Annotated in this window: 9 protein-coding genes; 8 read left to right on the top strand and 1 reads right to left on the bottom strand. The window is 41.7% G+C overall.

Annotated elements, in window-relative coordinates:
- The first annotated feature begins 12 nt into the window (after positions 1–12).
- Entirely contained in the window at positions 13–951 is a 939-nt protein-coding gene (locus ACQY1Y_RS12800) for a GDP-L-fucose synthase family protein (protein ID WP_002733729.1), read from the top strand.
- Between the two features lie 53 nt (positions 952–1004).
- Here ACQY1Y_RS12800 and ACQY1Y_RS12805 read toward each other — a convergent pair whose 3' ends face one another.
- Positions 1005–1679 carry a hypothetical protein gene (locus ACQY1Y_RS12805; protein ID WP_002733841.1) on the bottom strand — a complete coding sequence of 225 codons (675 nt, stop codon included), beginning with the start codon at positions 1677–1679 and terminating at the stop codon, positions 1005–1007.
- Positions 1680–2625: 946 nt separating this feature from the next.
- Here ACQY1Y_RS12805 and ACQY1Y_RS12810 point away from each other — a divergent pair.
- The 7 genes from ACQY1Y_RS12810 to ACQY1Y_RS12840 all read left to right on the top strand — a co-directional run bounded on the left by ACQY1Y_RS12810 (position 2626) and on the right by ACQY1Y_RS12840 (position 13410).
- The gene (locus ACQY1Y_RS12810; protein WP_002733474.1) at positions 2626–3843 is read left to right on the top strand and encodes a membrane protein; all 1218 of its coding nucleotides are present in this window, start codon (positions 2626–2628) and stop codon (positions 3841–3843) included.
- A gap of 60 nt (positions 3844–3903) precedes the next feature.
- Positions 3904–5088, top strand: coding sequence for an ATP-grasp domain-containing protein (locus ACQY1Y_RS12815; RefSeq protein ID WP_430012881.1), 1185 nt, complete (start codon positions 3904–3906; stop codon positions 5086–5088).
- A gap of 168 nt (positions 5089–5256) precedes the next feature.
- Positions 5257–6144 carry a succinate--CoA ligase subunit alpha gene (locus ACQY1Y_RS12820; RefSeq protein ID WP_002751009.1) on the top strand — a complete coding sequence of 296 codons (888 nt, stop codon included), beginning with the start codon at positions 5257–5259 and terminating at the stop codon, positions 6142–6144.
- A gap of 300 nt (positions 6145–6444) precedes the next feature.
- On the top strand, positions 6445–11049 hold the full coding sequence (gltB, locus tag ACQY1Y_RS12825; protein WP_430012882.1) for a glutamate synthase large subunit: 4605 nt from the start codon (positions 6445–6447) through the stop codon (positions 11047–11049).
- 69 nt (positions 11050–11118) lie between these two features.
- A complete protein-coding gene (locus tag ACQY1Y_RS12830) occupies positions 11119–11535 on the top strand; it encodes a DNA cytosine methyltransferase (RefSeq protein ID WP_430012883.1) in 417 nt (138 codons plus the stop codon).
- A 142-nt stretch (positions 11536–11677) separates the two neighbouring features.
- Positions 11678–12790 (top strand): DNA cytosine methyltransferase, encoded by a 1113-nt coding sequence (locus ACQY1Y_RS12835; RefSeq protein ID WP_430012884.1) that lies wholly within the window; start codon positions 11678–11680, stop codon positions 12788–12790.
- Entirely contained in the window at positions 12787–13410 is a 624-nt protein-coding gene (locus ACQY1Y_RS12840) for a hypothetical protein (RefSeq protein WP_430012885.1), read from the top strand. Before ACQY1Y_RS12835 ends, ACQY1Y_RS12840 begins: the two co-directional genes overlap by 4 nt.
- Positions 13411–13462 lie beyond the last annotated feature (52 nt).

A 13462-nucleotide genomic window follows, 5' to 3' on the forward strand; every position in this document is an offset into this window, starting at 1 on the left:
AGAGGTAAAAATATGCTGAATTTAAGCGAACAAAGAATCGTTGTCACCGGGGGGGCTGGATTTTTAGGTCGGCAAGTAGTTAATCAATTAATTGCAGCGGGGGCAAATCCCGAAAAAATTACCATTCCTCGGTCTAAAGATTGTGATTTAAGAGTTTGGGAAAACTGTCAACGTTTAGCTAACGAAGAAGATTTAATTATCCATTTGGCTGCCCATGTGGGAGGTATCGGTCTTAATCGGGAAAAACCCGCCGAATTATTCTATGATAATTTGATGATGGGAACCCAATTAATTCACGCTGCCTATCTAGCAGGAGTGCAAAAATTTGTCTGTGTGGGGACAATTTGTGCCTATCCAAAATTTACTCCAGTACCTTTCCGTGAAGACGATTTATGGTCAGGATATCCCGAAGAAACCAATGCGCCTTATGGTATCGCTAAAAAGGCTTTATTGGTACAATTAGAGTCCTATCGTTTGCAGTATGGTTTCAACGGAATTTATCTTTTACCGGTGAATTTATACGGGCCGGAGGATAATTTTGATCCGGGTAGTTCCCATGTAATTCCTGCTTTAATTCGCAAGGTTTATGAGGCACAACAACGGGGGGATAAACAACTTCCTGTCTGGGGAGATGGTAGTCCAACCCGGGAGTTTCTCTACTCCACCGATGCAGCGCGAGGCATTGTCATGGCCAGTCAATTCTATAATGAATCAGACCCGGTTAATCTTGGTACAAATTATGAGATTTCTATCAAAGATTTAGTCGAATTAATCTGTGATTTAATGGGTTTTGATGGCGAAATTGTTTGGGAAATAGATAAACCGAATGGTCAACCGCGACGCTGTTTAGATACAACCCGCGCTCAGGAAAAATTCGGTTTTGTTGCTCAAATGGAATTTAAAGAAGGTTTGCAAAAAACCATTGAATGGTATCGGCAAAACGCCGCCTAGTCTCGATAGCTGGTGTGTTAGATTAATAACTAACACACCAGATTTTTTTAAGCTTACTGACCGGTAAAATCAGAACGAAGGGTTAATTTTAAATCTTCCTTGGGGTTAATTGACAATAATTCCACCGATTCTCCTCGTAATAACCAACCGGCTAATACTTCTAATCCTCCTCCTCGTATAATCTCGCTAACCGGTTGGTCAGAAGTAAAGGAAGCGAGGACAGAAGCGGCGGATTTTCCTAATACTGCACCCTGAATAATTTTATCGGGGTTAACTCCTTTAATTAGTCTTTCTAGACGGGTGAAAACTGCCGAAATAGCATCAATAGATTTTTCTTGGGGTTGACGGGTTTTTAAAAAGATTTTTTGGGATAGAAAACGGGAACCTTGACCGTCAGGTTTAATTTCTCCGATAATCTGACTACCATCGGGAATAATTGTCTGTCCTTGGGAGTTTTTAATATTATCGGTTACGGTCAGAGATAAAGAAAAAGTTTCCTGTTTGGTTAAAAGAATTTTTTCCCCTTGCTCGTATTTTACAGGGATATCTGTGCCAGCAGGAATTAATCGATCATTCCCCAAAGGAATCGGTTTAATCTGGTTAATCGGGGCGAATTGACGTGCGATCGCAGGAGTCAAGGAAAGGGAGACCACAACGAAAGAAGCACTTAAAAGCATTGTTAATAGGGTCAGAGGATGATGACGACCCTGCTTTTGAAAATTTAGCATCTTACCCTTGAGTTTCCTAGTGGGAGCGAGTTAAAGATAGAGACGAAAGCGGAAAAAAGTTTGTTTCCAAGCAAGAAAATGAGGTAAAAAGGGGAATCTTAGCAAAAAATAGCCGATATTTTCTACTAATTGCTAGTTATTAGTTTATTTGGTCTATTGGAACGCCAAAACTCTTGATTTGTCCGCAGTTCTTAGTTTGGCACGGTTAATGGAGAACAAGAACTATTTATGATAGGATTATAGGTTCAATCCTATCAAAAAAAATCACCCGATCGAATTAGAATCTGTGAAAAAATGTAACAATTGTGACAAAAAACTGAAGAAACCTCTGATCGGGTTGCCACCGATCCCAAACTCAGGACAAGGGGTCATCTAAACCTGGCCCCACAGAAACGGCACACCTTCGCTTTCGGTTGAATTAACTCAGCACAATGAGGACAAGGAACCCTATCCCTGTCCTGTGATCGAACAGAAACAGTTCTCTCGCTATTCCAAGTCACGATCAACCCAAAAAGAGCCACTAGCACCCCAACTGCTGGATTAAAGGCCATCATTACAAACCCAAAAATCAGCATACTCAAACCAATAAATTTATCCATAAGCTCCTCTTGTAGATAACCTTGCTCATAAACCCGAACCACCCCCAATGCCTATGAGCCAAATCACACATCGGCCACCCTACCTCAGAAAGATGAGAAATAAGCCAACTAAAGATAGAAATAGAGAGAGTGAAAGATTGCTAGACTCACAGAGGTGGATAGCTAAAAAAGTCTCGCCTCTAACCCCATAATGACACAATTAACTTTAAGTTTTGCGATCAAGTAAGCCAAAAATATTCTCCCCCATCACCCGCGAACCGGATGCTGTTGCTAAAATAATCTTCATAGGGGAGAGCGCGGGAAGTTTCCAAATATCATCCTTTTTGTCCTGTACTTAGGAGTAGATTATGTTTACTAAACTTAATAATTTGTGGAATCAGTTTTTCAGGAGATCAAGAAGGATTAATGATAAACCATTAAATAAAGTAAGTTTATTGGTAATAATAATTGTTGATATTTTCATCTTAGTTAATGTTTTTACAGGATTAGATGATATTAGTAGGTGGCATTTAAGCCCCCAACAAGTATATCCTTGTTACAGCGCATGGCAAAGTTACAAGAAAAATAATAGTCCAGATAGAGATTATGATTTAATTACAACTTTTTTAGTTGATTATAAAAATAATTATCAAGATGAAGAAATAGGACATTTAGGTAAAGTTTCTCCAATTTGTTTGCAATATGCTGATATTAAAAATAAGTTAAATAATAAAGAAAATAAAACTTTATTAAGTAAAATACAAACAAAACAAGATAATATTAATATACTAGAAAATAATAATAGAATTATTAGAAGTCAATATGATTCTACCCTATTAGAGAAAATTGCTGGACAGTCTGCCAACAATTCGATAAACTGGGTAAAAGCGGAAGAGGCAAAACAGAAACTAGAGGAAAATAATAAAAAAATATCAAAAATCAAAGAAGAAATTGTTAAGCTAAAAAATGAACTACTACAAAAACCATCGAGTCAAAATTTACTTGCTTTCATGAGAAATGAAAGTAAATTTAATGATGTGGAAGCTGGTTATAAAAATGCGTCTTTTTGGTATCCTAGCATTCAATTAGGTTTTCAGGTTTTATTTTTAGCACCATTAATAATTATTGCGTTATTAGTGAATCAGTATGCCCAAAGTCGCGGCTATGGTTTAATAGCGTTAATTAGTTGGCATTTATTAGTTATTTTCTTCATTCCTTTAATTTTCAAAGCTTTTGAATTTTTGCAAATTGGTATTATTGCACAATTCATTTTTGATATTATCGGTTCTATCTTTGGAGGTTTAGTATTTTTAGTTCAATATGTTTATATTCTGTTAATCCCTTTGTTCGGTTTTGCTGTTATTAAATTTTTGCAAAAGTTTGTTTTTAATACCAAGTCTCAAGCAGCAAAACGAGTACAAAAATCACAATGTATTAACTGCGCTAAAACGATTAAAAATCAAGATGCTCATTGTCCCCATTGCGGTTATTATCAATATGTAGAATGTCATCATTGCCATGAGTTAACTTATAAAAATTTACCTTATTGTTATCATTGTGGTACTGCACAAACTTATGATAGTTAATAGTCCCCAAGCTACCGAAACGAGCAAAGAGAGAACCGCCACTTTATCAACTAATCAATTATGGATTTACTCGAATACCAAGCCAAGGAAATATTTGCTCAAGTCGGCATCCCCATTTTACCTTCCCAACCAATCCACGAACCGGGGGGACTAAAAAGATTAAACATTCCCTATCCGGTCGTGCTAAAGTCCCAGGTACGAGCGGGAGGACGGGGAAAAGCAGGAGGAGTAAAATTTGTCGCTAATACCATTGATGCGATCGCTGCTGCCCATGCTATCTTTCATTTACCGATCGCCGGAGAATATCCAGAGGTAATCTTAGCAGAAGCCAGGTATAATCCGCAACAGGAGATATTTTTAGCCATTTTACTCGATTATCATCTGCAAAGACCGGTTTTACTCGGTGCGAGTCAAGGGGGGATGGATGTGGACAGTTTACTGGCAACCATGCAAAAAGTGGTCATTGAAGAGAGATTTTCCCCCTATCTCTGTCGGCAATTAGCCGTATCTATGGGTTTAAGAGGGTCTTTGATCGAGTCTATCAGTCAAATTCTCGAAAAAATGTATAGTCTCTTTGTCAGCAAAGATCTCGATATCATCGAGATTAATCCCTTGGGTATCAACGAAACTGGGGAAGTGATGGCCCTAGATGGCAAAATAAGTGTTAATGATGCCGCTTTAGCTAGACATCTCGATCTTCTGGCCCTGACCCCACCCCAATTACAATCCCCTTGGTCGATAATTGATCAAACTGGCCAAATAGCCGTGATCAGTAATGGCCAGGGTTTGATGTCCACTGTCTGGGATGCCTTGGCAGGCAAAGGGGCAAAACTAGCAGCCTGGCTTATACTGGAGGAAAGACTAGAATTAGAGCAATTAAACGAGCAAATAGAGGCCGGTCTGCAACAATTCCAACTATTGGCCGATTTAAAAGTGGTTATCGTTGATATTGTCAGTTATCCCGACTTTGGCCAAAAAGCGATCGAGACTATTAGCCATTACTACCGCAGTTATAGCCCATTATCACCCAGCCGGGGCAGTGGTGAACGAATGATCCGGGCCACCCGACAGGAAAGACAAACCTTGGAACCCCGATCTTTTCTCAATCCCACCCTACCACAAATAATTTTTCGCGTCCTAGCTGACAGCAAAGCGATCGATCTCAGTCAGAGTTTAGCTGATGTTAACTTTCATTGGTTAGAGTCTTTAGAAGAGGTAGTCACTGCAGCCATTAAATTAGCCTAGAATCAGTGATCAGTGATCAGTTATCAGATGTGAGTTTTCAGTTCACAAGGGACGAATCTAAAACCTTTGACTCTTGCCTTCAGAAGCGGATTACTGTTCACTGATTACTGTTTACTGATCACTGATTATTGTTTACTGATTACTGAAACAACTCCCAACACTTAATATATGAAATGGACAGATAAAGATCAGATAATTATGCAAGGGATCGATCGACCCCTAGGCAAATATTATGCGGCACGATTGAAAGCTCAGGGAACCTGTTTAGTAGCCGGGGTGGCTAGTGGCCACGGTGGTGAGATAATCGCAGAGATACCAGTGTTTGATCTAGTGGCTGAGGCCGTTGCTGAAGCCGGAGAAATCAAGACCAGTTTAATTTTAGTCCCCCCCAATCAAGTCCTAGATGCGGCCTTAGAAGCGATCGCAGCAGCCATCCCCCAATTAATTATCGTCACCCCCGGAGTTCCCCCCTTAGATCTGGTGGAATTATTAAAGATAGCTAGTACCACCGGAACATTAATTCTCGGCCCCGGCAGCCAGGGTGTGATTATTCCCAATTATCTTTGGTTGGGTATTTGTGAACCGAATTTTTATCAATCGGGGACAATCGGTCTGATCACCCGCGGCGATCGCATAGGAGATGAAGTGGCGAAAACTTTAACAGCAGCCGGGTATGGTGAATCTATGGCGGTAAATTTGGGGACTGACGGCATTATTGGCTCCAATTTGTCCCAATGGTTGCAGGTTTTTGAGGAAGATGACAATACCGAGGCAATTCTCCTCGTCAGTCAGGTGGGGGGAAAGGCCGAAATCGAGGCAGCCAAATATATTGCCTCGGCAATTGAAAAACCAGTGATTGCCTATCTTGTCGGGTTAAATGCAGCGATTGAAACCAATTTCGGCGATACAGAAACAATTATTTCTAACCAACTTTCCTACTCTGTTGCCGCTAAGAATACCAGAAAAGATAGCTTACGTCATTTTCAAGAAGCTGGGGTGACAGTGGTAGAAAAATTAGCCGATTTACCTGCCTCTTTAGCTAAAGTCTTGTCCTGAATTTGACCCCATTGCTCCAATAATATTTATAATCAGACAATATTCTGTCAAAATAAGCACCTAACAGGATGTTTCACCCCATCCAGGGGATTTTCGATGACAATTCCTGAGAGCTACTATATCATGGTAGATCACCTGTGATTCCTCAGACCGGCCAAGATAAAGACGGCAACAGGCAAAAATTAGGAAAAATCAGCGACAATCGAAACGGCAAGATCAAAAAAAATTCTATTCTAGATTGACCCTTTCAGCAGACCAACTATCCCACCCTTCTAGACAACGACCCTAAGGATAACTTCTATGGCGCAACAAAATAACCTAAAAACCGACAATATACACCAAATCGATCCCTATTGGGGTCTCCCATGGCTCGTAGAGGAACGGGACGCTTGCGGAGTCGGTTTTATTGCCGATGTGCGCGGTTCCGGCAGCCATCAACTGATTGAACAGGCACTTTTAGCCTTAGGTTGTTTGGAACACCGGGGAGGCTGCAGCGCCGATCAGGATTCCGGTGACGGTTCTGGTATGATGACCGCTATCCCCAGAGATGTCCTCGCTCCTTGGTTCGCCGAAAATGGCTTAAATATGCCAGAATCTGAGCGACTAGGAGTGGGGATGGTCTTTCTTCCCCAAGCGGACCAAGAACGCGCCGACGCTAAGGCACACATCGAAGAAATTGTCAATAAATATAATATTAAGATTTTAGGTTGGCGTGCTGTTCCCGTCCGTCCCCAAGTCCTCGGAAGACAAGCAAGGGAAAATCAACCCTACGTCGAGCAAATTCTGGTGACTTCCCCCGATTTAGCTGGTTCTCAATTCGATCGCCTACTCTATATTGCCCGTTCTGAAGTGGGTAAGCAACTGGCCGATGATTTCTATTTCTGCTCCTTTTCCTGTCGCACCCTTGTCTATAAAGGCATGGTACGGGGCGAAATCCTGCGAGAATTTTATCTAGACCTGCAAAATACCGCCTATAGCAGTCAATTTGCCATTTATCACCGACGTTTTAGCACCAATACCCAACCCAAATGGCCCCTCGCTCAACCGATGCGCTTATTGGGTCATAACGGCGAAATTAACACCCTTTTGGGCAATATTAACTGGATGTCGGCCCGGGAACCCGCTTTAGAAACCCAAGGTTGGACCCACGAAGAATTACAATCCCTGACCCCCATTGTTAACCCCGCTAACAGCGACTCCTATAACCTCGATAGCGCCCTAGAATTATTGGTGAGAACCGGTCGCAGTCCCCTAGAAGCGGCTATGATCCTAGTGCCGGAGGCCTACAATAATCAGCCGGATTTACAGAATTATCCCGAAATTATCGACTTCTACGAATACTATAGCGGTTTACAGGAACCCTGGGACGGTCCGGCTTTACTGGTCTTCAGTGACGGGGGAATCGTCGGCGCTTGTTTGGACCGCAACGGTTTGCGACCGGCCCGTTATAGCATTACTAACAACGGTTATATCGTCGTTTCCTCGGAAGCGGGAACTATTCCCCTCGATGAAACCACCATTATCGAAAAAGGTCGTCTCGGCCCCGGTCAAATGATCGCAGTGGACCTAGAAAAAGGCGAAATTAAGCGTAATTGGCCGATTAAACAGGAAATTGCCCGAGCTAATCCCTACGGTGCATGGGTGAAATCCCAACGCACCTTTATTGACAAAGAAACAGCGATAGACATTCCCGCTCCTAGTCATCTCCTTCCCCTGCAAACCGCTTTCGGTTATACTGCCGAAGATGTGGATCTGATTATCGTCCCCATGGCAGAGCAGGGAAAAGAACCGACTTTCTGTATGGGTGATGACACTCCCCTAGCGGTCCTCTCCAGTAAACCCCATCTTCTCTACGATTACTTTAAACAACGTTTTGCCCAAGTTACTAACCCCCCCATCGATCCCTTACGGGAAAGTTTAGTCATGTCCTTGACTATGTATCTAGGACGACGGGGCAATATTCTTAAATTAGGGGTTGATGACGCACATTTACTGAAATTAGACTCTCCTCTGCTCAATAATGCGGAATTAGTCAAAGTTAAAACCTCTAGCTACAAAACAGCCGAACTTTCTACCCTTTATGATCTGACCACCGGCCCCCGGGGATTAGAAACCGCGATCGCTAATTTGTGCGCTGAGGCCGCCAAGAAAGTAGCATCGGGAGCAGAAATTTTAATTCTCAGTGACAGGACTGCTTCTATTGACGAAAAAACTAGCTATATTCCCCCTTTATTAGCTGTTGGTGCCGTCCATCATCACCTGATTCGCTCACACTTGCGTTTAAAAGCTTCGATTGTGATCGATACGGCCCAGTGTTGGAGTACCCATCACTTCGCTTGTCTAATTGGTTATGGTGCTTCCGCAGTCTGTCCCTATCTGGCCCTAGAAACGATCGCCCAGTGGTGGATCGAGCCAAAAACTCAGAAATTGATGGAAAATGGCAAATTAGAAGCTATTAGCCTCGAAAAAGCCCTAATTAATTACCGCAAATCCGTAGAAGCAGGATTACTGAAAATTCTCTCGAAAATGGGTATTTCTCTCCTATCTTCCTACCATGGGGCGCAAATTTTCGAGGCGATCGGATTATCGGCAGATTTAGTTAAACTAGCTTTTAACGGTACTACCAGTCGCGTCGGGGGTTTAAGCATTGCGGAAGTGGCCCAAGAAGCGATCGCATTCCACAGTAAAGCTTTCCCCAATCTTACCGCTAAAAAACTAGAAAACTACGGTTTTGTCAACTACCGTCCAGGGGGAGAATACCACATGAATTCCCCGGAAATGGCGAAAGCACTCCATAAAGCCGTGGCCGCTCACTCCCAAGGTGAAGGATATGACCATTACGAAACCTATCGTCAAATCTTGCAGCAAAGACCCGTTACTGCATTGCGCGATCTATTAGAATTTAACAGCGATCGAGCCTCAATTGCCATCGAAGCAGTAGAATCGATCGAAAGTATCCTGCAACGCTTCTGCACAGGGGGAATGTCCCTCGGTGCCTTGGGCCGGGAAGCACACGAAACCCTAGCGATCGCCATGAATCGTATCGGAGGTAAGTCCAATTCTGGAGAAGGGGGAGAAGATCCGATCCGTTACACCAGCTTAAACGATGTGGATGCAGAAGGACATTCCGTGACCATGCCCCATCTAAACGGCTTAAAAAACGGTGATACAGCCAATTCTGCCATTAAACAGATAGCTTCGGGTCGTTTTGGAGTCACTCCCGAATACTTAATGAGTGGAAAACAGCTAGAGATTAAAATGGCCCAGGGAGCAAAACCGGGAGAAGGAGGTCAATTACCCGGGAAAAAAGTCAGTTCCTATATTGCCATGTTACGGCGATCGAAACCGGGAGTAACTTTGATTTCTCCCCCTCCTCACCACGATATCTACTCGATCGAAGATTTAGCACAATTAATCTACGATTTACACCAAATTAACCCCCGGGCCAAAGTTTCCGTCAAATTAGTGGCCGAGATCGGTATCGGCACAATTGCGGCCGGAGTTGCCAAAGCTAACGCTGATATTATCCAGATTTCCGGTCACGATGGTGGTACAGGTGCATCACCCCTAAGTTCGATCAAACACGCGGGTAGTCCCTGGGAATTGGGAGTGACGGAAGTGCATCGGATGTTAATGGAAAATCAACTGCGTCATCGGGTGATTTTGCGTGCGGATGGGGGACTGAAAACCGGTTGGGATATCCTCATGGCTGCCGTGATGGGTGCGGAGGAATTCGGTTTTGGTTCCATTTCCATGATTGCCGAGGGGTGCATCATGGCCCGCGTCTGTCACACGAATAATTGCCCTGTGGGAGTCGCTACCCAGCAGGAACGTCTCCGCACTCGTTTTCCAGGAATTCCCGCTCATGTGGTCAATTTCTTTACTTTGGTGGCCGAGGAAACGCGGCAATTATTAGCGAAATTAGGCTATCACAGTTTAAATGAGGTGATTGGCCGGGCAGATCTGTTAAAAGTGCGCTCCGATGCTCGTTTAACTAAGACAGAATCCCTCAATCTCGATTGTTTGTTGAATTTACCCGATGGCCGTAGCGATCGCTCTTGGTTGCAGCACGAGGAAGTACATAGTAACGGTGCTGTCCTCGATGACGATATTCTAGCCGATAGCGAGATTAAACAGGCGATCGAGCAACAGGGAACCGTCAGCAAAACCTACAGGATTGTCAATACCGATCGCTCCGTCGGGGCGAGAATTGCGGGGGTAATTGCCCAAAAATACGGGAATGACGGCTTTGAAGGCGAAATTAAGCTCAATTTCCAGGGTGCGGCCGGTCAAAGTTTCGGAGCATTTAATTTACCCGGTGTCAATCTCCATTTAGAGGGAGAAGCTAACGATTATGTGGGTAAAGGCATCTACGGCGGCGAAATTGTCATCTTACCGCCCCAAAACGCCAATTATCAGCCCGAAGATAACGCTATTATCGGTAATACCTGTCTCTACGGGGCCACCGGTGGGGTATTATACGCTAATGGTCGCGCTGGTGAACGCTTTGCTGTCCGCAATTCCACTGCGAAAGCGGTTATCGAAGGGGCCGGGGATCACCTCTGTGAATATATGACCGGTGGGGTAATTGTCGTGCTTGGTTCCGTCGGTCGCAACGTCGGCGCTGGGATGACGGGAGGATTAGCTTATATTCTTGATCCGTCCCTACCGGAGAAACTTAACCCCGAAATTGTCAAGATTCAACGGGTTGGCACGGTTGCCGGTGCGGAACAGTTAAAATCTTTAATTGAGGCCCATATAGAACGCACTAATAGCCCCAAAGGTAAGTTAATTTTAGCTAATTGGGATAGCTATCTCGGTCAATTCTGGCAAGTGGTCCCTCCCTCGGAAGCGGATAGTCCCGAAGCGCAAATTAGCGCGGAGAAAACCTTAACTTCGGTGTAATTTCTTTGGGGTGCGTTACTCTTGGTTAACGCACCCATTGATTAATTTCTTTGATGTCATAATTTGGCAATGACAAACGAAAAACTCAGATTTATCGATCTTTTTGCTGGTATTGGAGGGTTTAGATTAGCTTTTGAGAGCGTTGGTTATGACTGTGTATATTCTTGTGAAATAGACGAAAACTGTCGAAAAGTATATTTCAATAATTTTCAAGAAATTCCCGATCAAGATATTAGAAAAATTGCTATTCATGACCTGCCTGATTTTGAAGTGTTGACAGCAGGATTTCCCTGTCAACCCTTTAGCATTTCTGGAAAACGAGCTGGATTTAGAGATACAAGGGGAACTCTATTTTTTCACATCTGCGAAATAGTAGAATTAAAAAAGCCGAAAATAATTCTTCTGGAAAATGTTAAACACCTAATTCACCTCGACAAAGGCAAAAACTTAGATATTATTTTGCATTCTTTGGAAGAACTGGGTTAAGTAGTCATGCAAAATAAATTTCCTAGTGAAGACAGGCAAGAGGCAATAGGCAAGAGGCAAAAGCTTTATCGAAATGTGTAATTAATTTTGCTTAGGTACTTATTTAGTTGATTATAAGCTCTTAAATGCCAAGGATTTTGGTGTGCCGCAAAATCGAGAAAGAATTATTATTATTGCTACCCAAAATAAAAAATTTAATTTCAACTCATTAAAATATACTTCACCAATACCTAAGTTACGCGATTTTCTGTCTCCTCAAGGCAATTTTGAATACTTAGATAAAAAAGAATATACTCTCATTGATAATCCTACCTTACAACCATCAGGATTAATTTTTGTCGGTTATCGCAATAAAACTATCTGGAAAAAAGGTATCAGACCAAATACAGAACATTTATCCCGGGTTCATCATCAACCTAACCGAATTTATTCGATCGATGGAGTACATCCTACTATACCATCTCAGGAAACATCTGGACGTTTTTTTATTTATATACCCGAACAAGATCAGGTGCGTAAATTAACTATCCAAGAATGCTATCGACTGATGAAGTTCCCCGATAGCTTTCAAATTCATCCTAACTTAGCTGAGTCTTATAAACAGGTGGGTAATTCGGTTTGTATTCCCATGATTCAAGAGTTGGCTATTGCCATTAAGAGACATATTTTTGAAAACAATTCTAGAGTATCCTTAAAGGAGTTTTCTTTTTCTCGTCAGAATATTCAATTGGAAATTATCGGATTAGATTTTATGAACCATAAAGAAAAGTTATTAGACATTTATGACCAATCCTTAAATTTAGATGATCGGCAACCACTGCCCCCTCAACTCTATCAAAACTATATCCAACAAATTGCTACTAATTGCTCAAAACAAAAGGGAGTTTATACGGTTTTAATAACTTTATTAGTTCATAAAATTCTCTATCCTAATCAAGATATTAGATACCATCAAACTAATTTACCTGGAGGATTTTCAGGAAGAACTATTGATACTCAGTATATTACTCCCACCTTGAAACAATTGGGATTACCAGCTATGGCAGAAAGTGGCTGGCTAACTCGTTCTTTAGAACAACCCTTTCCCTATACTTTAGATTATCAAGGTAAAATTAGTAATCAAAAAACCAAAGATGCTTTTCTGGGTTTAATTAATTTTATTGAAACTAATCCTCAACAAGCTGAAGTTATTTTAAGGCTTTTACTTCATCAAGTTAATCAGATTATCCAGACCCAAAAGATTAAAAAATTTTGAAGATAGATAATCCTGAACCTTTTGATATCAACACTTTGAGCAGTTGCCTAGAAAATCATTTTAGTTTCAATTATCAAACTCGCGGAGCTTCCAAATTACCTGTTTTAGCACTATATGCAATTTATCAAAGGTTAATTATAGAAGTAGAAAGATACAAATCCTGCACATTAAAACCCCTAGGCAGTCACACAGCTTATGATCTAACTTCTGGTAGTGCAGGAGATATTGAGATTTTTGATAAAAATAAACAATTAGTAGAAGTTATTGAAATTAAGCATGGTAAGTACATTGATTTACAAATTCTCCGAATTGCCAAAGATAAAATTATCAAATTTAATCCGAGAAGATATTATATCCTATCATCGTTTGATGTTAAACCCCCAGAAGTGGAGTTAATCATGTCTGAGATTCAAACTATCAAAAACAATCATGGTTGTCAAATAATTACCAATGGTATTATACCGACAATTAAATATTATCTGAGACTGATATCATCTCCAGAAGAATTTGTCAATAGCTATTCCCATCTGATTGAAATAGATTCGGAATTACAAACTATTCATAAATTAAAATGGAACGAAATTTTATCTAATCTTATTTCTCCAATTGAACAAATCTAAACTAGCGAGCTATACTATGGCCAAAATATACCATCGCTGGTGATAGCCTTTC

The organism is Microcystis ichthyoblabe FBCC-A1114, assembly GCF_050500245.1.
In the GTDB taxonomy this organism is placed as follows: Bacteria; Cyanobacteriota; Cyanobacteriia; order Cyanobacteriales; family Microcystaceae; genus Microcystis; species Microcystis ichthyoblabe_A.

Bases quoted from the DNA above. Each gene is read 5' to 3' on its own strand.
- ACQY1Y_RS12805 (WP_002733841.1), bottom strand. From the start codon at position 1,679: ATGCTAAATTTTCAAAAGCAGGGTCGTCATCATCCTCTGACCCTATTA.
- ACQY1Y_RS12810 (WP_002733474.1), top strand. From the start codon at position 2,626: ATGTTTACTAAACTTAATAATTTGTGGAATCAGTTTTTCAGGAGATCA.
- ACQY1Y_RS12800 (WP_002733729.1), top strand. From the start codon at position 13: ATGCTGAATTTAAGCGAACAAAGAATCGTTGTCACCGGGGGGGCTGGA.
- ACQY1Y_RS12820 (WP_002751009.1), top strand. From the start codon at position 5,257: ATGAAATGGACAGATAAAGATCAGATAATTATGCAAGGGATCGATCGA.
- ACQY1Y_RS12830 (WP_430012883.1), top strand. From the start codon at position 11,119: ATGACAAACGAAAAACTCAGATTTATCGATCTTTTTGCTGGTATTGGA.
- gltB (WP_430012882.1), top strand. From the start codon at position 6,445: ATGGCGCAACAAAATAACCTAAAAACCGACAATATACACCAAATCGAT.
- ACQY1Y_RS12815 (WP_430012881.1), top strand. From the start codon at position 3,904: ATGGATTTACTCGAATACCAAGCCAAGGAAATATTTGCTCAAGTCGGC.